This is a genomic window from Burkholderia sp. Bp8991, assembly GCF_003853795.1.
In the GTDB taxonomy this organism is placed as follows: Bacteria; Pseudomonadota; Gammaproteobacteria; order Burkholderiales; family Burkholderiaceae; genus Burkholderia.
This window is the reverse complement of the sequence record NZ_QTQJ01000002.1, coordinates 138144-163605: the sequence shown is the minus strand read 5'-3', so window position 1 is coordinate 163605 and position 25462 is coordinate 138144. Positions and strand designations below refer to the sequence as shown.

19 protein-coding genes and 1 pseudogene are annotated in these 25462 nt (G+C 68.7%); 11 read left to right on the top strand and 9 right to left on the bottom strand.

Going from position 1 to position 25462, the window contains the following annotated elements; all coding sequences use genetic code 11:
• Positions 1-11 precede the first annotated feature (11 nt).
• On the bottom strand, positions 12-2201 hold the full coding sequence (locus DIE02_RS02690) for an ATP-binding protein (protein ID WP_124528625.1): 2190 nt from the start codon (positions 2199-2201) through the stop codon (positions 12-14).
• A gap of 363 nt (positions 2202-2564) precedes the next feature.
• Here DIE02_RS02690 and DIE02_RS02685 point away from each other — a divergent pair, with 363 nt between their 5' ends.
• From DIE02_RS02685 to DIE02_RS02655, 7 genes and pseudogenes are all read left to right on the top strand, one after another.
• Positions 2565-3479, top strand: coding sequence for a TauD/TfdA family dioxygenase (locus tag DIE02_RS02685; protein ID WP_124528623.1), 915 nt, complete (start codon positions 2565-2567; stop codon positions 3477-3479).
• Between the two features lie 43 nt (positions 3480-3522).
• On the top strand, positions 3523-4578 hold the full coding sequence (locus tag DIE02_RS02680; protein ID WP_124528621.1) for an ABC transporter substrate-binding protein: 1056 nt from the start codon (positions 3523-3525) through the stop codon (positions 4576-4578).
• A 127-nt stretch (positions 4579-4705) separates the two neighbouring features.
• A complete protein-coding gene (locus tag DIE02_RS02675) occupies positions 4706-5647 on the top strand; it encodes an ABC transporter ATP-binding protein (RefSeq protein ID WP_260426155.1) in 942 nt (313 codons plus the stop codon).
• Positions 5644-6531, top strand: a complete 888-nt coding sequence (locus DIE02_RS02670; protein WP_124528619.1) for an ABC transporter permease — start codon at positions 5644-5646, stop codon at positions 6529-6531. The genes DIE02_RS02675 and DIE02_RS02670 overlap by 4 nt, the downstream gene beginning before the upstream one ends.
• Positions 6532-6706: 175 nt before the next feature.
• Positions 6707-7705, top strand: a pseudogene (locus DIE02_RS35875) (acyl-CoA dehydrogenase); the annotation flags it as partial.
• Positions 7617-8195: a hypothetical protein gene (locus DIE02_RS02660; protein WP_260441474.1), complete on the top strand. Its 579-nt coding sequence runs from the start codon at positions 7617-7619 to the stop codon at positions 8193-8195. The pseudogene DIE02_RS35875 and the gene DIE02_RS02660, both read left to right, overlap by 89 nt.
• Positions 8196-8234: 39 nt before the next feature.
• On the top strand, positions 8235-9608 hold the full coding sequence (locus DIE02_RS02655) for an LLM class flavin-dependent oxidoreductase (protein ID WP_124528617.1): 1374 nt from the start codon (positions 8235-8237) through the stop codon (positions 9606-9608).
• A 2-nt stretch (positions 9609-9610) separates the two neighbouring features.
• Here DIE02_RS02655 and DIE02_RS02650 read toward each other — a convergent pair whose 3' ends face one another.
• The 4 genes from DIE02_RS02650 to DIE02_RS02635 form a co-directional block, all read right to left on the bottom strand.
• Positions 9611-10810, bottom strand: coding sequence for an LLM class flavin-dependent oxidoreductase (locus DIE02_RS02650; RefSeq protein WP_124528615.1), 1200 nt, complete (start codon positions 10808-10810; stop codon positions 9611-9613).
• Between the two features lie 109 nt (positions 10811-10919).
• Positions 10920-11468 carry a c-type cytochrome gene (locus tag DIE02_RS02645; RefSeq protein WP_124528613.1) on the bottom strand — a complete coding sequence of 183 codons (549 nt, stop codon included), beginning with the start codon at positions 11466-11468 and terminating at the stop codon, positions 10920-10922.
• Entirely contained in the window at positions 11461-12729 is a 1269-nt protein-coding gene (gene soxC, locus DIE02_RS02640; RefSeq protein WP_124528611.1) for a sulfite dehydrogenase, read from the bottom strand. Before soxC ends, DIE02_RS02645 begins: the two co-directional genes overlap by 8 nt.
• 126 nt (positions 12730-12855) lie before the next feature.
• Complete coding sequence (locus tag DIE02_RS02635; RefSeq protein WP_124528609.1) at positions 12856-14040, bottom strand: porin; 1185 nt, start codon at positions 14038-14040, stop codon at positions 12856-12858.
• Between the two features lie 478 nt (positions 14041-14518).
• On the opposite strand from DIE02_RS02635, the gene DIE02_RS02630 reads away from it, so the two are divergent.
• The gene (locus tag DIE02_RS02630) at positions 14519-14863 is read left to right on the top strand and encodes a DUF3088 domain-containing protein (protein ID WP_044846516.1); all 345 of its coding nucleotides are present in this window, start codon (positions 14519-14521) and stop codon (positions 14861-14863) included.
• 67 nt (positions 14864-14930) lie between these two features.
• The gene (locus DIE02_RS02625; protein ID WP_124528607.1) at positions 14931-15929 is read left to right on the top strand and encodes an ABC transporter substrate-binding protein; all 999 of its coding nucleotides are present in this window, start codon (positions 14931-14933) and stop codon (positions 15927-15929) included.
• A 249-nt stretch (positions 15930-16178) separates the two neighbouring features.
• On the opposite strand, the gene DIE02_RS02620 is transcribed toward DIE02_RS02625, so the two are convergent.
• A complete protein-coding gene (locus DIE02_RS02620; RefSeq protein ID WP_044846518.1) occupies positions 16179-16499 on the bottom strand; it encodes a hypothetical protein in 321 nt (106 codons plus the stop codon).
• Between the two features lie 303 nt (positions 16500-16802).
• Between DIE02_RS02620 and DIE02_RS02615 the strand changes: the two genes are divergently transcribed.
• Positions 16803-17573 carry a class I SAM-dependent methyltransferase gene (locus DIE02_RS02615; RefSeq protein ID WP_124528605.1) on the top strand — a complete coding sequence of 257 codons (771 nt, stop codon included), beginning with the start codon at positions 16803-16805 and terminating at the stop codon, positions 17571-17573.
• 53 nt (positions 17574-17626) lie between these two features.
• Here the strand turns inward: DIE02_RS02615 and DIE02_RS02610 are convergent, their stop codons facing one another.
• On the bottom strand, positions 17627-18748 hold the full coding sequence (locus DIE02_RS02610) for a porin (RefSeq protein ID WP_124528603.1): 1122 nt from the start codon (positions 18746-18748) through the stop codon (positions 17627-17629).
• Positions 18749-18840: 92 nt separating this feature from the next.
• The gene (locus tag DIE02_RS02605; protein WP_124519747.1) at positions 18841-21267 is read right to left on the bottom strand and encodes a membrane-bound PQQ-dependent dehydrogenase, glucose/quinate/shikimate family; all 2427 of its coding nucleotides are present in this window, start codon (positions 21265-21267) and stop codon (positions 18841-18843) included.
• 481 nt (positions 21268-21748) lie between these two features.
• Here DIE02_RS02605 and ppsA point away from each other — a divergent pair, with 481 nt between their 5' ends.
• The gene (gene ppsA, locus DIE02_RS02600; RefSeq protein ID WP_124528600.1) at positions 21749-24160 is read left to right on the top strand and encodes a phosphoenolpyruvate synthase; all 2412 of its coding nucleotides are present in this window, start codon (positions 21749-21751) and stop codon (positions 24158-24160) included.
• Positions 24161-24208: 48 nt separating this feature from the next.
• Here the strand turns inward: ppsA and phaZ are convergent, their stop codons facing one another.
• Complete coding sequence (gene phaZ / locus DIE02_RS02595; RefSeq protein WP_124528597.1) at positions 24209-25423, bottom strand: polyhydroxyalkanoate depolymerase; 1215 nt, start codon at positions 25421-25423, stop codon at positions 24209-24211.
• Between the last annotated feature and the right edge of the window lie 39 nt (positions 25424-25462).

Genomic DNA, 25462 nt, shown 5'->3' with positions numbered 1-25462 from the left:
TCCGGCAGCGTTCAGCGCCCGGCCTCCGCACCGGCGCCGTCGTGCGCATCGCCGTCCGTCCCCGGCCGGCTCATCGCGAGATGGAGCGCGGCCGGGTCGACCGGTTTCACGAAATGCTGCAGAAACCCGGTCGCGAGACAGCGTTCGCGATCCGCGTTGCGGCCATAACCGGTCAGCGCGAGAAAGATGCACGGCGTGACCTCGGTGATCGCCTTCAGCCGCCGCAGCAGCTCGTAGCCGTCCATCACCGGTAGCCCGATGTCGAGGATCGCGACGTCGGGGCGATAGGCGCGGTACGCGGCCAGCGCGGTGACCGGGTCGTGCACGACGGCGACCTCGTGACCGGCGTCGCGCAGCCATTGCGCGAGCGTCGACGCGGCATCCTCGTTGTCGTCGACCAGCATCACGCGCCGGCCGGTGCGGCCCGGCGCCAGGTCGCGGATGCCGGGCGGCGGCTGCGGCACGGTGACCGCCACCGTTTTCGGCCGGTATTCGGGCAGCGTGATCGTAAACGTGCTGCCGCAGCCGGGGCCGGCGCTGTCCGCGCGCACCGTGCCGCCGTGCAGCGTCACGAGGCTGCGCACGAGCGCAAGGCCGATGCCGAGGCCGCCATGCGCCTGTTTCGCTTCGCCGTCGAGCCGGTAGAACGGCTCGAAGATGCTGTCGAGACGATCGCGCGGAATGCCGGCGCCGTTGTCGCACACCTCGACGATCGCGGTGTCGTCCGCGCCGCGCGCCGCGCGCAGCGTGATGTCGCCGCCCGGCAGCGTGTATTTCGCCGCGTTGGTCAGCAGGTTCGCGACGGCCTGCGACAGCCGCACCGGGTCGCCGTGGCAGCGCGCGTCCGGATCGGCGTCGACCTGCAGGCGGTGGCGGCGTTGCTCAAGCAGCGGGCTCGCGATCTCGACCGCGCGGTCGGCGATGTCGGCGAGCCGCACGGCTTCCTTCTTCAGCGTGATCTTGCCGCGCGTGATGCGCGACACGTCGAGCAGGTCGTCGATCAGCCGGACCATGTGATCGAGCTGGCGCTGGATGATCGCGATCTCGTTCGGCGTCGCGTGGCCGTCGCGGTTGCGGATCAGCTCCAGCGCGAGCGAGATCGGCGTCAGCGGATTGCGCAGCTCATGACCGAGCACCGCGAGAAACTGGTCCTTGGCCTGATTCGCGTCGCGCAGCTCGCCCAGCAGCCGGTCGCGCTCCGCGTTCGCGGCGACGAGCTTCTCGCGCGCGGCGACGTGCTCGGTCACCTCGACCGCACTGACGATCACGCCCAGCCCGTCCGCGAGCGGCTGCGGATTGAAATGCAGCCGATACACGCGGGCGCCGTCCGGCTCGGGCCGGTCGCGGTGCTCGCCGATCGTCGTCGAGCAGCCCTGCGCGCGGGCGGCTTCCAGTGCACGCACGATCTCGGGCGCATCGCCGCCGGGCAGCACCGCCGTCAGCGGCTGGTCGACGATGTCGGTCCGGCCGCACAAGGCCGAGAAGCGGTGATTCGCGAGCACGATCCGGTGCGCGGGGCCCGACAGCAGCGCGATCGGCAATGGCGCGTGCATCAGGACGCCGTTGCGTTGCTGTTCGGCATCCTCGCGGCGGCGGATCTCGTCGCTCAGCGCGCGCGAGCGCTGCTGCGCCAGCGCCAGCGTCGGGTACAGCCCGCCTTCGTCGTCGCGCAGCGATGCGACGGGCAGGATGCGGCGGTGCAGCGCGCATACGTGGCGGAACGTCTCCGACTGCTCGGCGCTCGCAAACGCGTCGTGCGGATAGCCGCAGTAGAGCGAGAAGCGGTACCGCTCGATCAGCGCGTTCCATAGCGCTTCCACCCGCAGCGCCGCGGCGTACCGGTTGCGCGCGCACAGCAGCGCGACCATTTCGCCGAACGCATGCACGGGCCGGCCGGCGCGGATCGCCGCTTCGACGATCGTGCCGATCGAGCGGCGAAAGCGCGCGGGGTCGGGCAGGTCGCCATTCATGAAGCTGTCGAGCAGCGCATGCGCGCTCGACATGAAGATGCGGCCGCGAGCCGCGCCGCCGGCCGATGCACCGAGCGTGTGCAGGCGTTCGTGCACCGCCGCGAGGCAGGCGGGCCGCGCGATCACGATCGCGCTGCCGCCGGCGCTCAGCGCCTGGGCCGCGAACACGGCGACTTCCGACATGAGCTGCGCGTCGGACTCGTAGAACTGGACGAAGTGATCGGCCCGCATTGGCGCCGATTCCAGCAGGGGAGGGACTGTTTTCATCGCTCACGACCAGGCAATGCCGTTGGCGGCCGGCGATTCCGTGCCGCGGCCATATCCGGTCCGGCGCGCGCAAGCTGCGTGCCGGACCGGCGCCGATGCCCGGCGACGCCGCGGCATGGGCCCGGCCCACGCGGGCGGTGCCGGACGGCGCTGCATTTGTAAATACTGCAGAAAGCCCGCGCGGGGTGGCGGACGCCCGCCTGCCGGCCCCGCCGTCCGAGCAGCGATCTTTATCGCTGCAGCAGATAAACGTATCCGAATCGCTTCGTTGACGCACTGCGGCACGCGCTCGTAGATTCGCATCTTTACCGAATCAAGGGCTGTACCGTGACGACTTCCGCCATCCGCGCCGCAATATCGACGCCCGCGTTGCCGCCGGAGGCCGGCACGCAGCGATTCGACATCGTCCCGTTCGATGCGCCGCTCGGCGCCGAAGTCGTCGGCATCGACCTGTCGCAACCGCTCGGCGCCGCCGATTTCGCGCGCATCCATCGCGCGCATCTCGACCATCACGTGCTGGTGTTTCGCGACCAGCGCATCACGCCGGCCGAACACATCGCGTTCAGCCGCCGCTTCGGCCCGCTGCAGATCCACGTGCTGCACCAGTTCGCGCTGCCCGCGCATCCGGAAGTGCTGATCGTGTCGAATATCGTCGAGGACGGCAAGCCGATCGGGCTCGGCGACGCCGGCCATTTCTGGCACTCCGACCTGTCGTACAAGGAAAAGCCGAGCCTCGGCTCGCTGCTGCATGCGCAGGAGCTGCCGGCCGAGGGCGGCGACACGTTGTTCGCGAACATGCATCTCGCGTGGGACACGCTGCCCGCACACCTGCGCCGCGCGGTCGAAGGGCGGCGTGCCGAGCACACGTATCTCGCCCGCTATGCGGAGCTGCAGGCGCGCAGCCCGTGGCGGCCGAACCTGTCGGCCGAGCAGATCGCGCAGGTCGAGGCGGTGGTGCATCCGGTCGTGCGCACGCATCCTGAAACGGGCCGCAAGGCGTTGTTCGTCAGCGAGCATTTCACGACGCGCATCGTCGATCTGCCCGAAGACGAAAGCCGCGCGCTGCTCGACGAACTGTTCGCGCACAGCGTGCGTGCCGAGCATCTGTATCGGCACCACTGGCGCGAGCACGACCTCGTGTTCTGGGACAACCGCTCGCTGATGCATCTCGCGGCCGGCACGCCCGACCATCTGCGCCGCAAGCTGTACCGCACCACGATCGAAGGTGACGCGCCGTTCTGAACGGCACGTCCCGGTTCGCCGCCTCATTCTCACTGGAGTTCCGATGTCGTTTCCGCTTTTGCCGGCCCTGCGCCGCACGACCCTGGCCGCGCGCCGCGCACTGGCCGCCACGCTCACCGCGGCGCTCGCACTGGCCGCCGCCGGCACGCCGCAAGCCGCGCACGCGGAAGGCCGCATCCGCATCGCCGAGCAGTTCGGCGTGGTCTACCTGATGCTGAACGTCGCGCGCGACCAGCAACTGATCGAGAAGGAAGGGCGCAAGGCCGGCCTCGACATCAAGGTCGACTGGGTGCGCCTGTCGGGCGGCGCGGCCGTGAACGACGCGCTGCTGTCGGGCGCGGTCGACGTCGCCGGCGCGGGCGTCGGGCCGCTGCTGACCGTGTGGGATCGCACGCGCGGCCGGCAGAACGTGAAGGGCGTCGCGTCGCTCGGCAATTTTCCGTACTACCTCGTCAGCAGCAACCCGAACGTGAAGAGGATCGCCGACCTGGGCGCGAAGGACCGCATCGCGGTGCCGGCCGTCGGCGTGTCGGTGCAGTCGCGCGTGCTGCAGTACGCGGCCGCGAAGCAGTGGGGCGACAAGCAGTTCGACAAGCTCGATCCGCTCACGCAGGCGATCCCGCATCCCGACGCGACGGCCGCGATTCTCGCGAACAGCAACGTGATCACGGGCCACTTCGGCAATCCGCCGTTCCAGGAGCAGGAACTCGCGGGCAATTCGAACGCACACATCGTGCTGAATTCCTACGACGTGCTCGGCGGCCCGAGTTCCGCGACGGTGCTGTACGCGACGGAGAAGTTCCGCGACGAGAACCCGAAGACGTACCGCGCGTTCGTCGCCGCGCTCGCCGACGCCGCGCACCAGATCGCGGCAGATCCCGAGCGCGCTGTCGATACCTATATCCGCGTGAACGGCTCGAAGATCGATCGCGCGTTGCTGCTGAAGATCCTGCGCAATCCGCAGGTGCAGTTCAAGACGGCCCCGGAGAACACGCTGAAGCTCGCGCAGTTCATGTATCGCACCGGCGCGATCCGCAACGAGCCGAAGTCGTGGCGCGACTACTTCTTCGACGATCCGGCGACGGCCGGCGGCAGCTGAGCGGGCGTGGCGCTGCGGCGCCGCGATCGACGCTTATGCGTCGACGCGGTTTCGATATGTGTAATCGTTGGTTGGGCCGCGCGCGGTGCCGCCGTATGTTGATGCTTTACCCGCAAGAGTTTCGATCGTGAACGCCACTTCTCCCCGAATCGGGCTGCCGCCGTACGCGGCGCGCGGCGCCGCCGCACCGCCCGCCCAACCCGTCACCGACACCGACGCGGCGAGCCGGCCGGCATCCGCGTCCGCGCCGGCCGGCGCGCACAGCGAGCGCCTGCTGGCGATCGATCGCGTGAGCCTCGAATACCGGAGCGGCGCGCGGATCGTGCGCGCGACCCATCAGGTCAGCTTCGACGTGTACGGCAGCGACCGTTTCGTGCTGCTCGGCCCGTCGGGGTGCGGCAAGTCCACGTTGCTGAAGGCGATCGCCGGCTTCATCGAGCCCGTGTCGGGCTCGATCGCGCTCGACGGCCGGCCCGTGCAGGGGCCGGGCCCCGACCGCATCGTCGTGTTCCAGGAATTCGATCAGTTGCCGCCGTGGAAGACGGTCGTCGAGAACGTCGCGTTTCCGTTGCGCGCGGCCGCGAAGCTGTCGCGCGCCGAAGCACGCGAGCGCGCGCTGCACTATCTCGACAAGGTCGGCCTCGGTGCGTTTGCCGATGCCTATCCGCACACGCTGTCCGGCGGCATGAAGCAGCGCGTCGCGATCGCGCGTGCGCTGGCGATGCAGCCGCGCGTGCTGCTGATGGACGAACCGTTCGCCGCGCTCGACGCGCTCACGCGCCGCAAGATGCAGGAGGAACTGCTGCGGCTGTGGGACGAGTTCCGCTTCACGCTGCTGTTCGTCACGCATTCGATCGAGGAGGCGCTCGTCGTCGGCAACCGGATCCTGCTGCTGTCGCCGCATCCGGGCCGCGTGCGCGCGGAGCTCAACAGTCACGATCATTCGCTCGACAGCGTCGGCAGCGGCGACTTCCGCGAGCGCGTCGCGCGCATTCATCATCTGCTGTTCGATACCGACGTAGCGGACGAAACGCGGGCCGCACCGGCCACGGAGGGCATCGCATCATGAGCACGATCGATCCGGTCCTGCCGCCGCTGCCGCCCGTGCGCGCCGAATACGTACGCCCGCTCGACACGCCGCCCGACGCCGAACGTGCGGCGCCCGCACCGCTGTGGCGCCGCATCGTCGGCGCGAGCGGGTTTCGCCGCGCCGTCATCGCGCTCGTGCTGATCGCCGCATGGGAAATCATCGCGCGCATCGTCGCGAACGACCTGCTCGTGCCGACCTTCGGCGCGACGCTGGCCGCGTTCGTGCAGGGCATCGCGTCGGGCGAACTGCTGGTGAAGACGGGCATCTCGATGTCGGTGCTGCTGCGCGGCTATGCGCTCGGCGTATTGCTCGCGTTCGTGCTGACTTCGCTCGCGGTGTCGACGCGCATCGGCCGCGACGTGCTGTCGATGCTCACGTCGATGTTCAATCCGCTGCCGTCGATCGCGTTGCTGCCGATCGCGCTGCTGTGGTTCGGGCTCGGCACCGGCAGCCTGCTGTTCGTGCTCGTGCACGCGGTGCTCTGGCCGCTCGCGCTCAGCATGTACACGGGGTTCGCCGGCGTGCCGGCCACGCTGAAGATGGCCGGGCGCAACTACGGCCTCACCGGCCTGCGCCAGATCGCGCTGATTCTCGTGCCGGCCGCGCTGCCGTCGATCCTGTCGGGGCTGCGCGTCGGCTGGGCGTTCGCGTGGCGCACGCTGATCGCGGCCGAACTCGTGTTCGGCGCGAGCGCGGGGCAGGGCGGGCTCGGCTGGTACATCTTCCAGAACCGCAACGAGCTGTATACCGACCGCGTGTTCGCGGGCCTCGCGGCCGTCATCGTGATCGGCCTGCTCGTCGAGCATCTCGTGTTCGATACGCTCGAACGCGTGACGGTGCGCCGCTGGGGCATCCCGCACTGATCGTATCGATGCGCGTGCGCGCCGCATTCCCGGCGCACGCATAACCAAAGCTGAAATCGGTTTTTCACGCGCACCGGATGCGTCCCTATACTTTTCGGTGCTGCCTGCGGGCTGCGGCGACGGCCTGCGCAATCGTGCGGCGGGCCGTCGCTTTTCGACGATGAGGAACCGCTGCATGAATGCCCGTCATGGTGCCGAACCGCACGACGCGTTGCGCGCCGCGCTCGCCGCACTGCCCGAACTCGCGACGGCGATCGGGCGCGACGCCGCGCAACGCGAGGCGCGTCGCGAACTGCCGTTCGAAGGCTTCGCACTCTTTCGCCGTTCCGCGCTCGGCGTGCTGAGGATTCCGGTCGAACGCGGCGGCCTGGGCGGCACGCTGGTCGACCTGTTCGAGACGATCGCGACGCTCGCGGCCGCCGATTCGAATCTCGCGCACGCGCTGCGCATCCACTACGACCTGACCGAGACGCTGCGGCTGTCGCCGCGCACGCCGTTCAACGACGTGCAGCTCGAGCGCGCGCTGGCCGGCGCGATCTTCGGCGGCGCGTCGACCGAGCGCGGCACGTCGCGGCCGGGCGAGAACACGACCGTGCTGCGCCGCGACGGCGGGCACCATCGCGTGACGGGCCGCAAATACTATTCGACCGGCACCGCGTTTGCCGATTTCGCGCGCATCAACGTGGAGAACGAGCAGGGCGACGCGCTCGCCGTGATCATCCCGGTCGCGCGCGACGGCGTGCAGGTGCTCGACGACTGGGACGGCATGGGCCAGCGCATGACCGCGAGCGGCAGCCTGTTGTTGCACGACGTGCAGGTATTCGCGGACGAAGTCGCGGCCCGCGACGGCTCGACGCTCGTCGGCCGCCATTGCGGCGCGCTGCGGCAGCTTCATCTCGTCGCGACGGGCGCGGGCATCGTGCGCAACGTGGCGGCCGACGCGCGCCGCTACGTGCTCGAGCATGGCCGGCCGGTGCTGCACAGCCCGGCGGCGAGCGCGCGCGACGATCATTTCATCCAGCAGATCGTCGGCGAGCTGTCGGCGCACAGCCACGCGATCGACGCGCTCGTGCGCGACAACGCGCGTGCGCTCGACCGCTCCGCGGACGCGATCGAGGCCGGCGCCGCTCGTCGGCCGCCATTGCGGCGCGCTGCGGCAGCTTCATCTCGTCGCGACGGGCGCGGGCATCGTGCGCAACGTGGCGGCCGACGCGCGCCGCTACGTGCTCGAGCATGGCCGGCCGGTGCTGCACAGCCCGGCGGCGAGCGCGCGCGACGATCATTTCATCCAGCAGATCGTCGGCGAGCTGTCGGCGCACAGCCACGCGATCGACGCGCTCGTGCGCGACAACGCGCGTGCGCTCGACCGCTCCGCGGACGCGATCGAGGCCGGCGCGGCGGACGCGCACGAACGCGTGCTCGACAGCGCGCTCGCGACCGCGCGCACGCAGCTGATCGTCGGCAAGCTCGCGCTGTACGCGGCCGAACGGCTGTTCGAAGTGGGCGGCGCGTCGGCGACCGCGCGCGTGCACAACCTCGACCGGCACTGGCGCAACCTGCGCACGATCTTCAGCCACAACCCGCTGCTGCACAAGGCGCGGGTGATCGGCGACTACGACCTGAACGGCGTGACCACGCACCTGACCGAAGGACGCGTGTTCTGATTCCGCTGCGCCCGCAGCCCACTTTCCGGGAGCTCCCCGATGACGACCCGCACCGGCCACCTGCACCTCGGCGCGTTCCTGTATCCGACGGGCCATCACATCGCCGCGTGGCGCCATCCCGGCTCGCAGGCGGACGCCGGTGTCGACTTTCGTCATTACGTGCGGCTCGCGCAGGCGGCCGAGGCCGCGAAGTTCGACCTCGTGTTCCTCGCGGACGGCGTCGGCACGCGCGGCGACGACGTCGAATTCCTGAGCCGCACCGCGCACAGCTACGTCGCGCAGTTCGAGCCGCTGACGCTGCTGTCGGCGCTCGCGGCCGTCACCGAACGCATCGGCCTCGTCGGCACCGCGTCGACGAGCTTCAACGAGCCGTTCCACATCGCACGCAAGTTCGCGTCGCTCGACCACATCAGCGGCGGCCGCGCCGGATGGAACCTCGTCACGTCGTCGAGCGCGCACGAAGCGCGCAACTTCAACCGCGATGCGCATTTCGATCACGGCGAACGCTATGCGCGCGCGGAGGAATTCGCCGACGTCGTGCGCGGACTGTGGGACAGCTGGGACGACGACGCGTTCGTGCGCGACCGTGCCAGCGGCCGCTTCTTCGACCCGTACAAGCGCCACGTGCTCGCTCATCGCGGCCGCTTCTTCCGGGTGGACGGGCCGCTGAACGTGCCGCGCGCGCCGCAGGGGCAACCGGTGATCGTGCAGGCCGGCTCGTCGGCGGCCGGCACGCGGCTGGCCGCGCGCACGGCCGAGGTGATCTTCACCGCGCAGCAGACGCTCGACGACGCGGTCGCGTTCTACGCGGACGTGAAGGGGCAGCTTGCCGCGTTCGGCCGCGACCCCGACACGCTGAAGATCATGCCCGGCGTCTTTCCGGTGGTCGGTCGCACCGAGAGCGAGGCGAAGGAGAAGTTCGACGCGCTGCAGGCGCTGATCGACCCGAAGGTCGGGCTCGCGCTGGTGTCGGGCCTGACCGGCGGCGTCGACCTGTCCGCCTATCCGCTCGACGGCCCGATCCCGCCGCTGCCGGAGACGAATGCGAGCAAGAGCCGGCAGACGCTGACGCTCGAGCTCGCGCGCCGCGAGAACCTGACGATCCGCGAGCTGTACCTGCGCATCGCGGGCGCGCGCGGTCACTGGCAGCTCGTCGGCACGCCGGAGCAGATCGTCGATGCGCTCGAGGAACGGTTCGTGCATTACGGCGCGGACGGCTACAACGTGATGGCGCCGACCCTGCCCGGCGGCCTCGACGATTTCATCGCGCTCGTGCTGCCCGAATTGCGTCGTCGCGGGCTGTTCCGCAGCGACTACGCCGGCAGCACGCTGCGCGATCACCTCGGATTGCGGCGCCCCGCGGCGCGGCGCGCGTCGGCCGTGCCCGGCGCCGCGGCGGCCGCGGCTGCCTGAGTTCAGCGCCGCAGGCCGGCGTCGCGCAGCAGCGGCAGCACGCGTGCGCCGAAGAAGTCGAGATCCGGCCTGAAGTCGTAGAAGCTCAACTGGATGCCGTCGATGCCCGCGCGATGCAGCCGCACGATGTAGTCGGCGACTTCCTCGGGCGAGCCCGTGATCGAGATGTTGCCGCCGATCGCACGCGCGGCCGCCTGCGCGCGTTGTTCGAAGCCGCCGCGCCACGCATGGGCGTCGCTGTCGAAGCGGTGGAAGCTGCCTTCGTCCGCATGCGCGACGATCGCGTCGCGGTACGCGCGCGCCTCGGCCGCCGTCTCGCGGCAGATCACGAGCGGATTGAGCAGCGTGCGGATCGTCCTGCCGCGCGCGGCGGCGGCCGCCTTCACGCGGGCCGTATGCGCGGGCAGCGCGTCCAGCGCGAGATCGACGTCCGGGCCGGCCGGGCTCGTGACGAACACGATGTCCGAATAGCGGGCCGCGAAATCGATGCCGGCGTCGGAGCCGGTCGCGTTGATCAGCAGCGGGCGGCCGTAGCGCGGCTTCGGCGTGACGAACGCGCCGGAGAGCCGCCAGCTCGACAGCGCGGGCGCATAGCTGAAGTTGTCCGGCTGGGCCCACAGCTGGCTGACCGCGTCGACGAACTCGGCGGCCATCTCGTAACGCCGGTCGTGCTCGATCCGGTTCCAGCCGAACATCTCGTGTTCGATCGCGCGGTGGCCGGTCACGACGTTGATGCCCCAGCGTCCGCGCGAGATGTGATCGAGCGTTGCCGTGAACTTCGCGAAATGCAGCGGATGCCACGGCCCGTAGAGCACGTGGCTCGTCGCGACGAGGATGATCCGTTCGGTGCGCGCGGTGAGCGCCGCGAGCGTCATGAACGAGTCGAGCGCCTGGCCGTCGAACACGCCGCCGTAGCCGCCTTTCGGCAACCACTGCGACAGCGCGAACACGAGATCGAAGCCGAGCGCCTCGGCGCGCGCGACCAGGTCGGCGTTGTAGTCGAACGTCCAGTCGGTCGAGCGCGGCAGCGTCGAGGCGCTCCAGCCGCCGGCCTGGATCGGCAGGAACAGCCCGAGCATCAGCGGCTGCGCGAGCACGCGCGACGCGGGGCTGTCGGGGAAATCGGCCGGCGAACGGACGTCGACGAACGGCGACGCCACGAGCGGCGCGTCGGCCCGGGCCGCGGCGGATGTGTCGGTCAAGGTAGGCTCCTTGCGCGGCGCGCTGGCGCCGAACGAAAAAATCCGGCACGCGATGCCGGCAGTCTTGCCGGGCCGTTCTGCGTCGTGCCGGCCGGTGGATCGCGTCGCGTCACAGTCGTCCCGGCCGCGGGTCGGGCACGAAGCCGTCGCGGTTCGGCATCCTGACTCGCGGCAGCGTGTGCGCGTCGAGCGTCGTCTCGTCCGGCACGATGCCGTTCAGGTGCAGCACGTAGGCCGTGACCGCATAGACTTCGTCCGCGCTCAGCGACTGCGGCGCGTTGTACGGCATCGCGCGGCGGATGTAGTCGAACAGCGTCGTCGCATACGGCCAGTAGCTGCCGACCGTCTTTTTCGGCTTCGCGCCGGCCAGCGAGCCGAGGCCGCCGACGAGCGGATCGCCGACGCCGCCCTGGCCGCCGGCGCCGTGGCACATCGCGCACTTGTCGGCGAACACGTGCGCGCCGCGTGCGACCGTGCCCGCACCGGGCGGCAGGCCGCCGCCGTCGGGCGCGACGTCGATGTCCCATGCGGCGAGCGCCGCGCGGTCGACCGGCTGACCGAGGCCGAAGCCGGCACCGAACGCAGGTAGCGCAGACGACGCGAGCGCGCCCGACACGACCGCGCACGACGCGAGCCGACGCACGATCGTGTTACGCATTGCGCACCTCCCCGTCCGCGCCGACGCGCCAGTTCTGGATGCCGTTGTAGTGGTATTGGGAATTGACGCCGCGCGCGGCGACGAGCGCGTCGCGGGTCGGCTGCACGTAGCCCGTTTCGTCGGTCGCGCGGCTTTGCAGGTCGGCGGGCTCGCCGTTCCAGACCCAGTCGGCTTCGAAGCGCGTCAGCGCGCGATCGCGCACGTCGCCCGCGAGCCGCGCGGCGCGCCAGGTGCGGCCGCCGTCGGTCGAGACGTCGACCGCGCGCACCCGGCCGCGCCCCGACCACGCATAGCCGCTGATCGGGTAGTAGCCGTGCGATGCGAGCCGGTGGCCGGCCGACGGGCGCGTGATCACCGATTTCGCGTCCATCTCGAACACGAACTGGCGGGCGCAGCCGTTCGGCAGCAGGCTCGTGTACTTCGACGTTTCCTCGCGCGTCATCTCCGGCGCGCGCACGAGCTTCAGCCGCCGCAGCCACTTGATGTTCGTATTGCCTTCGAAGCCCGGCACGATCAGGCGCACCGGGTAGCCGTTCTCGGGGCGCAGCCGCTCGCCGTTCTGCGCATAGACGACGAGCGCACGCTCGAGAATCCGGTCGAGCGGCAGGCTGCGCGTCATCGCCGCGCCGTCCGCGCCTTCGGCGAGCAGCCACTGCGCGGCCGGATCGACACCCGTTTCGTCGAGCAGCGTCGACAGCCGCACGCCCGTCCATTCGCAGCACGACAGCAGCCCGTGCGTGAACTGGACGGGCAGGCCGCTCGGGCCGTTCCATTCGCTGCCGGTATTGCCCGAGCATTCGAGGAAGTGGATCCGCGATTCGGACGGAAAGCGCAGCAGGTCGTCGAGCGTGAAGCTGCGCGGTTCGCGCACGAGGCCGTGCACGACGACGCGGTGGCGTTGTGCATCGATCTCGGGCACGCCCGCGTGATGGCGCTCGTAGACGAGGCCGTTCGGCGTGATGTCGCCGAACAGGTCGGCGAGCGGCGTCATCGACGAGCCGGAGCCGGGCAGCGCCGGCGTGCGCGCGCTGCGACGGATGACGTCGCGTTCGTGCGCGCCCGGCAGGCCATACGGCGGCGACAGCAGCGGTGCGCCGGGCGTGCGCGTCCACGGCGGCACGTCCAGCGGTGCGAGCGGGGCGAGCGGCTGGCCCGCGAGCGCGCCGCCGGCCGGCAGCATCGCGGCGGCCCAGCCGCCGGCGAGCTGGCGCAGCGCCGCGCGTCGGCCGGCGCGGCGTGGGCGGGAAGGAGAGTCGGTCATGAGAGAAGCCGTGCCGCGCGCGGGCGCGGCAGCATCCGGAAAAACGGACATTCTCGGCAACCGGGCGCGACGCGGCAAACAACGATTCCCGCTTTGCTTATCGCGCCGCGCCGGCTGCGCGAACGCTCAGAACTTCACGCGCAGCCCGCTGACGAACGCGAGCTGCCGATTCGTCGACGATGCGCTGCCGATGTTCGAGATTGCTGCGATCCGGCGATAGCCACCGGACGTCGCGGTGCTCGCATCGCCCGCGGCCAGCTGGTAGATGCCGGACAGGTAAATGTCGGTGCGCTTCGACAACGCATAGTCGAACCCGAGCGTGAACTGGTGCCAGCGCGGCTTCAGCGTCTGGCCGCCGGTGCCCGGCAAGCCGCTCGCGCGTCCGTCGGTGAACGTGTAGACGCCGATCAGCGTCGCCGCCGGCGTGATCTGGTAGCGCCCGTTCACGTCGTAGTTGTTGAACTTGCGCGACGAGCCGTCGACATAGTCGAGCTGCGTGTGGCTCCACGCGAAGCCGAGGGTCGCGCGGCCGAGCGCGTAGTTCGCGCCCGCGACGCCGATCTGCTGCTTGCGCACGCCGCCGTTCAGCCCGTAGAAGAACGCGCCGCTGTAGTCGTTGCCGGTCGTCGTGGTCGCGCCGCCCACCGCGCCGCTCGTGTTCGACGTCGCGTTCGGGTGGTTGAGCCGCACATAGCCGGCGCCCGCCGACAGCGGGCCGTTCACGTAGTTCGCCGACACGCCCCATGCGTTGTTGTTCGAGAAGCCGGTGCCCGCGCCGCCGTTCGCCTGGTTGCTGAACGCGTACAGCACGTCGGCGGTGAAACCGGCGATCGTCGCGCTGCGGAACTTCACCGCGTTGTTGATCCGGAAGCTCTGGTTCAGGTTGTCGTTGTCGCCGACATGGGTGGCCGGCGACCAGAAACCGGACCCCGCGTACTGCGCGACGAGATCGGTGATCGGCTCGTACTGGCGGCCGAACGTCAGCGTGCCGAGGTCGGCCTTGCTCAGGCCCACGTACGCGGAGCGGCCGAACAGGCGGCCGCCCTGGCCGAGCCCGCCGTCGCTCGGCCGGAAGCCGCTTTCGAGCGTGAACACGGCCGCCAGGCCGCCGCCGAGATCCTCGCTGCCTTTCAGGCCCCAGCGGCTGCCGCTCAGCTTGCCGCTCGTCTGCTGGATGTTGCTCGCGCCGCCCTGGCTGTTCGTATAGGCGAAGCCGGCGTCGACGACGCCGTACAGCGTGACGGAACTCTGCGCATGCGCGCCGATGGAACCGATCGAAACCAAACCCAGGACTACCGACTTCTTGATCATGAATAACCTCTTTTTTATGGGTGAATCTGCGAGGATCACGATGCTATTGACGTCGGTCCGGTCGACGAACGTTCGATCCGTGGTTTGCAATTCGCTGCGCGAGCGAATTGCAATGCGTGCTGCTGCACGCTCGACGCGTGCGCCGCGATCGCGTCCGGCGCGCGTGCTGCAGCGGACGTATCGGCATGGATGGCGAACATCGCGCGACGGCCATGCGCGGTCGTGCGCATATCGATCGATGAAATCGTTGGATATCGCGACGAGATCCGTTCGGATGACGATGTTTTTATGCAACGCGGCTCTGTGAGACGCGCGGCCGATGCGGTAGGCACACCTGCATATCGATTCCGCAAAACGTTGGTAGGGCCGCGCGATGCAAGGCAGTAGAGTCGGGCATCCGGCCGCGAGCCGGCCAGCGCCGGGCGCAGCGCACGCAGCGAGCAGCCCGGTTGAACCACGAATATGGGAGCCGTGTGAAATGAGTCGGGATGTGTTGTTTCTGCTGGAACCGGGTTTTGCGGATCCGAAGTATCCGGGCCGACACTTCGTCTGTCCTCACGGACTGGCGATCGAAGGCCTGCTTGCGAGCGCGCCCGAGCGGGCCGGCCGCCTCGACGTGCGCCGGGTCGGTTTCGAACGGCCGCGGCACGCGGTGATCGACGTGCTCGACGACGCGCATCAGGGCCTGCCGGTGCTCGTGCTCGGTAGCGCGCAACCGGCGCCGGACGACGCGCAAGCGCTCGGCACGACGCGCTTCGTCACCGACCCGCGCCGCATCCTCGACCTGCTCGCCGAGCGCCACGGTTTTCCTTCGCTGCATTGACGCACGTCGGCCGTCGCGCACGGCGGCTTCCTTTTTCCCTTTACCGTTCAATCGACAGGAGTATCCGATGGCGTCAACTTCGGCGGCACGCCGCCGCCTGCTGCTCGCCGGCGCCGCGATCGCGGCGGGCCCCGTGGTCGCGCGGGTCGCGTTCGCCGCGCCGACCGTCAACGCCGATCTTGCCGGCACCACGCTGCGCGTCGCGACCTACAAGGGCGGCTGGCGCGCGCTGCTGCAGGCGGCCGGCCTGGGCGACACGCCGTACCGGATCGAGTGGCGCGAGCTCAACAACGGCGTGCTGCACATCGAGGCGCTGAACGCGGATGCGCTCGACATCGGCTCGGGCAGCGAGATTCCCGCGGTGTTCGCCGCACGCCAGAAGGCCAGCGTCCGGTTCATCTCGCGTACGCGGGAGGATCTGAACAACCAGGTCACGCTCGCGCGCAAGGACACGCCGATCCTTGGCATCGCGGACCTGAAGGGCAAGCGCGTCGGCTACGTGCGCGCGACGACGTCGCACTATTTCCTGTACCGGCAGCTCGCGGAGGCCGGCCTCGGTTTCGACGACATCCATCCGATCAACCTGTCGCCGACCGACGGGTTGTCCGCGTACGACCGCGGCGACCTCGACGCGTGGGCGATCTACGGCTACAACGGCCAGCTCGCGCGCAACCGTTACGGGGCGCGCGTGCTGAAGACGGGCAAGGGCTATCTGTCCGGCAATTTCCCGATCTATGCGAACCCGCGCACGCTGGACGACCCGCGCCGGCGCGCGGCGACCGGCGATCTGCTGCTGCGGTTCCAGCGCGCGTACGCGTGGGCGAACGGGCATTTCGGCGCGTATGCGCGCGCACAGAACGGCGAGACGCGCGTGCCGGTTGCCGATCTCGAGGCGATGTTCGCGCAGCGCAGCGACGACTACGCACTGCTGCCCGTCACGCCCGACGTGATCGCGCAGCATCAACGAGTCGCGGACGTATTCGCGCGAATCGGCGTGCTGGATGGGCCGGCGAACGTCGCGCCGTTCTGGGATACGTCGTTCAACGCGCTGGTGGCGTCGGCGTGATGCGCGAGCGGCGCTTCAAACGCCGGTAGGTGATGCGCGGGCGCGGCAAGGGCGAATTCTCCGTGGCGTGAGATCGCATGGTCGGCCGCCTGCGCGGCGAACGGCCAGTCGTCGTGCGTGCGGTTGCGCGGCTGGCGGATCCCGACGCTCGTGCCGCGACAGGGACGCGCAGGCGCCGAAGCGGGCGCGCCCGGCGCGAATTCAGTCGCGCGGACCGAATCAGGAGAACGTCGATCGGGCGAACGTCGCTCAGGCGAACGTCGTCGCGACCATGATGCCGAACACCAGGCCGAGCGCGATGCCGGTCAGCCGGCCGTAGATCGACGCGCGCACATTGTCGTCCAGCTCGAACGGCGAGCGCTTGTGCTTCCATACGGTGCTGAATGCCACCGGGCGGGTCAGCAGCACGGTGCACGCGATCAGCACCGGCGTCGCGACGAGCATCGCGATGCGCGGCCCGGTCCAGTCGACGCCATGCATCATCAGCGAAACGAGCACGGCGAGCGGCACCTCGACGCACAGGCCGAGCAGCGAGCCGCCGACGAAGGAGTCTCCTGGTGATTGGAACATGGTCGGTCCGTCCGTTCGAATGAAAGCCGCGCCCGTTTTCGCGTCGTTGAAAATGGTGACCGCGGTCCTTGCTGAAGCCCGTGGTCGATCGTGTGGCCGGATGTTAAGGCAAATTGTCGACCGGTTGTCGGCTATTCAAGCTATTTAACAAATGTTCGCCGGAAACCGGGTATCGTGCGCGGATCGGGACGATTCGCCGCGGTAGCCGTCGGCCACGTCGTTCCGGCAGACGGCGCCGGGGCGCCGGGGCGACGTGACCGAGCGGGTGGCGCGTACGCCTGAAGCCAACCAGGGGACTGCAACATGACTGACATTCCGGCCAACCATCCGGCGACGATCGCCTGCAAGGTGTGCGGTGCCGACGCGGACATCTGCGGCGTGGTCGATTTTTCGCGCTGCGGCGCCGACATGATCGCCGGAAAAAAGGTCGATCCGTTCGTGGGCGTGCCGATCTACTACTACGCGTGCCGGCAATGCGGATTCACGTGTACGCCGGCCTTCGACCGCTGGACGCACGACGACTTTGCGCGTCACGTGTACAACGACGACTACGCGCGCCACGATCCGGAGTATCTCGAGCATCGTCCGCAGCAGCACGCCGACCTGATCTGCACGAGCTTTCCGTCGATGCGCGAGACCCGCATTCTCGATTTCGGCTCGGGGCTCGGGCTGCTGGAAAAGAAGTTGTCCGCGCACGGCTTCGCGGATGTGACTTCGTATGATCCGTTCAGCCATCCCGTCGCGCCGCAGGGGCAGTTCGATTCGATCCTGTCGTTCGAGGTCTTCGAGCATCATCCGGATCCTCGAAGCCTGTTCGCCGACATCATCCGCTACCGGGCGCCTGCCGGCGCACTGCTGTTCCAGACGTCCCTGATCACGCCGGAGATCCTGGCGCGCGGGATCGAGCAATGGTGGTACTGCGTGCCTCGCAACGGGCATATTTCGTTCTATACGAGCCAGGCGCTGACGCTGCTGGCGACGCGGCATGGGCTTGAATTCGGCTCGTTCAGCCCGGAGCTGCACGTGGTTTTCGATCGCGCGGCGGCGCCGGGGTGGCTGGCGAAGTTCTTTTAGTGAAAGGGGCGCGTCGAGTCGATCGCGACATCGGCCGCGAACGTGCGCTTCGTCTAGAAACGATCGATCACGCCGAACTGGATACCGCGCACCGACGCACCCGGCCACGAAGGCGTGAGGCCGGTCACGTTCACGCCTCTCAGCGTGTAGGTGGCCTGGCCGCGGTTGTGAAGCCACGCGGCACTCGCATAGACCAGCACCCGCTTCGACACATCGTATTCACACGCCGCGCTGAACTGGTCGGCATCGTTGTCGCGGCCCGACCGGTCGCGCAGCCACGTATAACCCAGCGACGCGCGAAAACGCGCGTTCACCGCGTAGCGTGCGGAAGCCGACACGCCGTCGCTGTGATATCGCGGCGTTCCGCCGTCGCCATTGAAGTACGACAGGAAGGCCGTCACCGGGCCGAACGCATAGGACACGCCGCCGAGGTTGGCGCGCAGTGCGCCGCTGCCGTGGGTTTGCTGGTGTGCGTACGAAATGCGCAGCGGGCCGTCATGCCAGGCGAACGTCTCGATGTGGCCTGCCAGCCCGTTGCCGTCGCCGTCCTTCGCGTCGCGCAACGACGCCATGATCGTGGTCGAAAAGCCGTGCACCTCGGGGGACAGGTACGTGATCGCATTGCTTTCGTACGGCGTGATTTTCGACAGATTGTTCAGCCCCGACGCGATCGTGCCGGCCCCGAACGCATCGAGCTGCCCCTTGAACGGGATGTAGATCGGCGAATACTGACGGCCGACCCGCACCGTGCCGTAGCGTGAGCTCACGCCGATCCAGGCCTGGCGGTTGAACAACGTGTTGGCGGCGGCCAGGGTGCCGTCCGCCGAGCCGAAGCCGTTCTCGAGATCGAACAGGATCTTCACGCCGTTGCCGATATCCTCCGCGCCGCGCACGCCGATGCGCGAGCCGCGATACGCGCCGGAATCCATCCGGGCGACGTAACCCGCACCGGGATTCGTGATCTCGATGCTCGTGTCGATCGTGCCGTACAGCGTCACGCTGCTTTGCGCATGGGCCGCCGACGCGTGTGCGGCAATGGCCGTTGCGGCCGCACCGATGCGCAGTGCGAAACGTGTGACGGCCGCCGGCCGGCGCGATCGGCGGCGTCCCGGCGTGAGGTCGTGATTTCGGATGCGGGAAGCGGGAAAGGAATGAGTCATGGACAACGGTAGCATGCAGTCAAGACGGTGAGGTGACACGCTGAATGCGGGATGGTGCGGCAACCCTCGCCGCACCATCCCGCACGCGATCCGGTCGATTCCGGCGCTTACTTGCTGTCGGGCAGGGCGTAAGCCACTACGTAGTCGCCCCGATCGGGCGACTGGCGCGCGCCGCCTGCAGAGATGACGATGTACTGCTTGCCGCCGATTGTATAGCTCATCGGCGTGCCCTGGCTCCCGACCGGCAGCCGTGCCTTCCACAGTTCCTTGCCCGTCGAGCTGTCGAACGCGCGCAGGTAGTAGTCCTGCGTTGCGGCGAAGAACACGAGACCGCCGCCGGTCGTCAGCGAGCCGCCGATGGTGGGCATGCCGATCGGTGACGGCATGTTCATCTGCACGCCGTGAAGGCGCGTGTCCTTCACGGTACCGAGCGGGACTTGCCATGCGATGCGGCGGGTTTTCAGGTCGACCGCGGTGAGGCTGCCGAACGGCGGCTTCTGGCACGGGATGCCGATCGGCGAGAGGAAGCGGTCCTTCAGCACCGAGTACGGCGTGCCGCCGAGCGGCACGGCACCCATGCCCGCGTTCACCGATTCGTTGCCGTCGGAGGCGCCGCCGCGGTTCTTCTCCTGCTCCAGGTGGACCCAGAGGCCCAGCCGCATGTCGTTCACGTAGATCATGTCCGCGTTCGGATCGTACGACAGGCCGCCCCAGTTCATGCCGCCGAGCGAACCCGGGAAGCTGAGCGAGCGATCGGTGTCCGGCGCGGTGAAGAGGCCGTCGTAGCGCATGCCGCGAAAGATCACGCGGCACATCAGCTGGTCGATCGGCGTGACGCCCCACATGTCCGAATCCTTGAGCACGTCGGCGCCGATCTGCGGCATGCCGACGGACAGCGGCTGGGTCTTCGAATACGGCTCGTTCGGAATCGACGCGGTCTTGACCGGATGTTCGACGACCTGCGTCAGCGGCTTGCCGGTCACGCGGTCGAGCACGAACAGCTGGCCCATCTTGGTGCCGACGATCAGCGCCGGCACGCGCTTGCCGCCTTCCGCGGGGAACTCGATCAGCGTCGGCTGCATCGGCACGTCGTAGTCCCAGAGGTCGTGGTGGACCGTCTGGAAGTGCCACTTTTCCGCGCCCGTCGTGGCGTCGAGCGCGAGGAGGGACGCGCCGTATTTCTCGTCGAGCGCGGTGCGCTTCACGCCCCACAGGTCGATCGCCGCGTTGCCCACCGGCATGTAGATCGTGTTCGACGTCGCATCGTAGGTCATCGGCGCCCACACGTTCGGCGTCGAGCGCACGAAGGTCTTGCCTTGCGCCGGCTGCGCGTGATCGTCCGGATTGCCCGGATCGAATGCCCACTTCATCTTGCCGGTCATCACGTCGAAGCCGCGGATCACGCCGCCGGGCATGTCGAGCGACACGTTGTCGGCGACACGGCCGCCCGTGACCACCGTCGTGCCCGCGACCGTCGGCGGGGATGTGAGCTGGTACAACGGGCTCTTCGCGTTACCGAGGCCGGCCTTCAGGTCGACGATGCCGTGATCGCCGAAGCCGTCGCACGGCTTGCCGGTGTCCGCATCGAGCGCGACGAGCTTCGCGTCGATCGTGTTCATGAAAATGCGGCGGCGGCACACGGCCGGATCCCCGGACGCGGCGACCGGCAGGACCGGCGTCGATCCGGCGACGGTCGGCTGCACGAGCGGCTTGTCCGCATCGAAGTACGCGAGGCCGCGGCAGCGCACCCAGACCGTCGTCTTGGTCGGGAACGCATGGCGCCACTTCTCCGTGCCCGTCGCCGCATCCACGGCGATCACGGTGTTGTGCGGCGAGCACAGGAACAGCGTCTTGCCGACCTGCAGCGGGGTTTGCTGATCCTCCGAGCCGCCGCCGTCCGGGCTGAGCGGCGTGTCGCCGGTGCGGAACGTCCACGCGACCTGCAGGTGCTTCACCGTGTCGCGATCGATCTGCGCGTAGCGCGTGAAGCGGTCGCCGCCGTCCGAGTGACCGTAGGCCGTCCAGTCGTCGGTGCCTGCATTGCCGGCCGCCGGCACGGGCGTCTCGGTGCCGAACGTGCCGTGCGGCACGAACATGCCGTAGACGAATGCGCCGTTGCAGGCGAGCAGGAGTGCGGCAATGCCCCATGCCATGCCGCGTGCGGGTGCCTTGCCTTCGGCACGGCGCAGCAGCGGCCACGCCGGCGCGAGCAGCATGCCGATCATCGAGAACATGAAGATCCGCGCGTTGAGCGGCCAGAACGCGAAGCCGACTTCCCACACGGCCCACAGCGCCGTGGCGATCAGCATCACGAGGTAGATCGCGACCGCACTGGCGCGGCGCCGGGCGAACTGGACGCCGGTCGCGCACAGGGCGAGCCCGGCCAGCAGGTAGTACGGGCTCCCGCCACGGGCGACGAGCATGCCGCCGCCGATGACGAAATAAAGGCCGAGGAGCAGCGAGACCGCGCCCGCGGCGGTCAGGCCGATGCGGGCGGAAGCACGAATCGGCTCTGCAGGGGATTGCTTGGACATGAGTGTCTTCTTATCCGTTTGCGCCGGGCTGCATCGACAGGCGGGAAGAGGGCGCCGTGGGTGGCCCCGTTCGAACACGTGGAGAAGGCGCCGCACGGCATGCATGCGCGGGCTTCGCAGGTCCTGATCGTGCAGCCTGGTTAGCTGTAGAAATTAACCAAGCGGTGCATTTTAATGGCGAACCGGAGATTTTGCTCGCCCATTTTTTCGTCGATTCTTGTTCGATTGGTTGAAAGTGTGTTGCAGATTGGTGCGACGGGCGATCGATCGGAAACCCGTCGATTTCTTGCAGCAAGCGAACGAACCGCAGCGGGAAAGCCGCCCCGGGCGAAGCCGGGTGCGATGCAGCGCCGTTCTTGATGCAGGTCACGGGAGACGCCGACGCGCCGAGCCACGATGAACGTGTTCGGCCGACCGCGCCGGCCACTGCCGGCCCGCGCCTGTCGCTCGCGGCTCGGCCGCGACCATCGGAGGGCTCGTCATGGATCACGGAAAATCACACATCGTCTGGTTCGACGATCTGCGACGCGGCGACGTGGCGCGCGTCGGCGGCAAGAATGCGTCGTTGGGCGAACTGATCGCCAACCTGTCCGCACGGGGCGTGAGCGTGCCACCCGGGTTCGCTTCGACCGCGGATGCGTACTGGCGCTTCATCGATGCGAACGGGTTGAGGCAGGCCATCGGCAGCACGCTCGAAGCGTTCGGCGCACGCAAGATGTCGCTTGCCGAGGCCGGTGCGTCGATCCGGCAGGCGATCCTCCACGGAGACTGGCCCGACGACATCGCCGACGCGATCCGGGACGCGTATCGGCAACTGTGCCGCGAGGCCGGCAGCGACGACGTCGATGTCGCCGTCCGGTCGAGCGCGACCGCCGAGGATCTTCCCGACGCGAGCTTCGCGGGTCAGCAGGAAACCTACCTGAACGTGCGCGGCGAGCATGCGTTGCTCGCGGCTTGCCGACGGTGCTATGCGTCGCTGTTTACCGACCGGGCGATCGCCTACCGCGAAGAAAAGGGTTTCGATCATTTGCGCGTCGCGCTGTCGATCGGCGTGCAGCGGATGGTGCGTTCGGACCTCGGCGCGGCCGGCGTGATGTTTTCGCTCGACACGGAAACAGGATTCGACAAGGTGGTGCTGATCAACGCGGCGTGGGGGCTTGGCGAGAATGTCGTGCAGGGCACCGTGGATCCCGACGAATATGAGGTGTTCAAGCCGTTGCTCGGCGATCCGGCGTGCACGCCCGTCATCGGCAAGACGCTCGGCGGCAAGGCACGCAAGCTGATCTATGCGCGCGACGAGCATGCACCGACCCGCAACGTGCCGACCTCGAAAGCCGAGCGTGCCACCTTCGTGCTGGCGGACCGCGACATCCTGGCGCTTGCGAACTGGGCCTGCGCGATCGAGGCGCACTATGGCCAGCCGATGGACATCGAGTGGGCAAAGGACGGCGTAAGCGGAGAACTGTTCGTCGTGCAGGCACGTCCCGAAACGGTGCAGTCCCGGCGCGAGGCCAGCGCCATCAAGACCTATCGACTTGGTCGGGCCGGCCGCAAGCTGCTCACCGGCGTCAGTGTCGGCGAGGCGATCGCGGTCGGCAGCGTATGTGTGATCGACAGTCCGCGCGACATGGGGCGATTCGTCGATGGCGCGGTACTGGTGACGCGCACGACGGATCCGGACTGGGTGCCGGTGATGCGCCGCGCCGCGGCGATCGTCACCGATCATGGCGGCCGCACGTCGCATGCCGCGATCGTGAGCCGCGAACTGGGATTGCCGGCCATCGTCGGCACCGGCAATGCGACCCGCATGCTGCACGATCAGCAGGAAGTGACGGTATCGTGCGCGGAGGGCGAGGCCGGGTTCGTGTACGAAGGCATCGCGCAATACGACGTGGAGGCGATCGACCTGACCGACCTGCCGGCTACCCGTACGCAGGTCATGCTGAACCTCGCGAATCCGGCCGCGGCGTTCAGGTGGTGGCGACTGCCTGCCGACGGCGTCGGGCTCGCGCGCATGGAGTTCGTGATCAGCAACCATATCAAGGTTCACCCGATGGCGCTGGCCCACTACGATGCGCTGACGGACGCGCATGCGAAGCGCGCGATCGCTGCCCTGACGGCGGGCTATGACGACCCGTCGAACTATTTCGTCGACCGGCTGGCGCATGGCCTTGCGCGTATCGCGGCGGCCTGTCATCCCGCGCCGGTGATCGTCCGCATGAGCGACTTCAAGACGAATGAGTACGCTCATCTGGTCGGCGGCGCGCAGTTCGAACCGCGGGAAGAAAACCCGATGCTCGGCTTTCGCGGTGCGTCGCGCTACTATTCGCCGCGCTATCGTGCCGGATTCGCGCTCGAATGCCGGGCCATCGCGCGGCTGCGAAACGACATGGGATTCAGGAACGTGGTCGTGATGATCCCGTTCTGCCGGACGCTCGACGAGGCGGACCGCGTGCTCGAGGTGATGGCCGCCAACGGCCTGAAGCGTGGCGATGACGGATTGCAGATCTATGTGATGTGCGAAATCCCGTCGAACGTCATCCTCGCGAGCCAGTTTGCGCAGCGCTTCGACGGCTTTTCGATCGGAAGCAACGATCTGACCCAACTGACGCTTGGCGTGGACCGCGATTCGGCGGAACTGGCCGGGTTGTTCGACGAACAGAACGCCGCCGTGAAGTGGATGATCGCCCGCGTGATCGAGTCGGCCCGCAACGCGGGAGCGAAGGTCGGCCTGTGCGGCCAGGCGCCGAGCGATCATCCGGCGTTCGCCGATTTTCTCGTGGCGTGCGGCATCGACTCGGTTTCCGTCAGCCCCGACAGCTTCATCGCGGTCAAGCGTCGCGTGGCCGCTGCGGAGCGCGCTGCGCCCGGCGAGCGTGCGGCGCCGGAATGAACGGGGTCGGATGGGCACACGACGGTCCCGCACTGGGTTGAAGGCGCATCACGCCGCGCACGAGCGCGGCCAGCCGCGTTCGGCCCGGACGAACGCCGCTTGCAGTACCGGATGCACGTCGGCGTGCCAGTGATCGCCGGTAAAGAGCCCGTAGTGGTCGCAATCGTCGATGTCGACGCGTTGCCGGGCATCCGCCGCGAGGCCGCTGCACATGGCCAGCGCGGCATGGGTCTGGCCGGCACCGGTGACGGCATCGCACTTGCCTTCGACGGTCAGCAACACGATCGAGCGCAGCGCGGCGGGCTCGACCCGCTGGCCGTGAACGTGCCACGTCCGGTTTGCCAGGCAAGCCCGCTGGAACACGATGTCGACTGTATCGAGGAAATACTCGGCGGGCATGTCGAGGAGCGTCAGGTACTCGCGCAGTGCGCGGCGTGCGGTTGCGAGTGCGTCGGCGTCGTCGCTCGACACCGCTCGTCGATAGCGATCGACCAGCGCCATGTAGCGTTGCGGGTAGGTGACCGCGATCTCGGCGCGCTGCAGATAGGCCGGAAATACCTGCCGCCCGTATCCGGCGAAGCCGTGCGGCACCGTATCGATCAGCGTGGCGCGACACCAGTCGAGAGAATGCGACCGGGCCGCGGTGCCGAGCGCGCTCGGATTGATGCGGGCATCGAGCGGGCCGCCGATCAACGTCAGGCTCGCCGGCAGCGCGGCGTCGCGTTGCGCGCGCAGCGCGACGGCACCGAGCGACGGAAACGTCGCCTGACAGACGGCGACGACGTGCACCGGCCGGGCGTCCGCAAGCAGGGCATCGATGAAGCGGTCGAGCATCGACACGTACTCGTCGAGGCCGAATCGGCCCGCGTCGCACGGCACGTCGCGCGCATCGGTCCAGTCGGTGATGCAGACGTCGCCGTCGGCCAGCAGGGTCTCGACCGTCTCGCGCATCATCACGGCCGCATGGCCGGCCAGCGGCACGCAGAGCAGGATCACGCGTTGAGCACCGGCGTGCGAGAAGCGGCGCAGCGTGCAAAACGGCGTGTGCGAGACGATCGTTTCGTCGACGTCGATGCGACGGCCGTCCACGTCGATCGAATCGATGGCGAACCGTGGTGCCTCGGCATGCAGGTCGAGCAGGGGTTCGAAAAGGTCGGCGTAGCACGCCGCCGCGGCATCGGGCCAAAGACCGCACGTGAACCGCGCCGCCGCGCCCCACGTTCGCAACCATTGCCGTTGCCGTTCGATCAGGTCATACCACATGGCGGATGGGCGGAAAATCGCGGGAAATTTGGACAAGCC

Bases quoted from the DNA above. Each gene is read 5' to 3' on its own strand.
- DIE02_RS02690 (WP_124528625.1), bottom strand. From the start codon at position 2,201: ATGCGGGCCGATCACTTCGTCCAGTTCTACGAGTCCGACGCGCAGCTC.
- DIE02_RS02680 (WP_124528621.1), top strand. From the start codon at position 3,523: ATGTCGTTTCCGCTTTTGCCGGCCCTGCGCCGCACGACCCTGGCCGCG.
- DIE02_RS02670 (WP_124528619.1), top strand. From the start codon at position 5,644: ATGAGCACGATCGATCCGGTCCTGCCGCCGCTGCCGCCCGTGCGCGCC.
- DIE02_RS02655 (WP_124528617.1), top strand. From the start codon at position 8,235: ATGACGACCCGCACCGGCCACCTGCACCTCGGCGCGTTCCTGTATCCG.
- DIE02_RS02645 (WP_124528613.1), bottom strand. From the start codon at position 11,468: ATGCGTAACACGATCGTGCGTCGGCTCGCGTCGTGCGCGGTCGTGTCG.
- soxC (WP_124528611.1), bottom strand. From the start codon at position 12,729: ATGACCGACTCTCCTTCCCGCCCACGCCGCGCCGGCCGACGCGCGGCG.
- DIE02_RS02635 (WP_124528609.1), bottom strand. From the start codon at position 14,040: ATGATCAAGAAGTCGGTAGTCCTGGGTTTGGTTTCGATCGGTTCCATC.
- DIE02_RS02630 (WP_044846516.1), top strand. From the start codon at position 14,519: ATGAGTCGGGATGTGTTGTTTCTGCTGGAACCGGGTTTTGCGGATCCG.
- DIE02_RS02625 (WP_124528607.1), top strand. From the start codon at position 14,931: ATGGCGTCAACTTCGGCGGCACGCCGCCGCCTGCTGCTCGCCGGCGCC.
- DIE02_RS02620 (WP_044846518.1), bottom strand. From the start codon at position 16,499: ATGTTCCAATCACCAGGAGACTCCTTCGTCGGCGGCTCGCTGCTCGGC.
- DIE02_RS02615 (WP_124528605.1), top strand. From the start codon at position 16,803: ATGACTGACATTCCGGCCAACCATCCGGCGACGATCGCCTGCAAGGTG.
- DIE02_RS02610 (WP_124528603.1), bottom strand. From the start codon at position 18,748: ATGCTACCGTTGTCCATGACTCATTCCTTTCCCGCTTCCCGCATCCGA.
- DIE02_RS02605 (WP_124519747.1), bottom strand. From the start codon at position 21,267: ATGTCCAAGCAATCCCCTGCAGAGCCGATTCGTGCTTCCGCCCGCATC.
- ppsA (WP_124528600.1), top strand. From the start codon at position 21,749: ATGGATCACGGAAAATCACACATCGTCTGGTTCGACGATCTGCGACGC.
- phaZ (WP_124528597.1), bottom strand. From the start codon at position 25,423: ATGTGGTATGACCTGATCGAACGGCAACGGCAATGGTTGCGAACGTGG.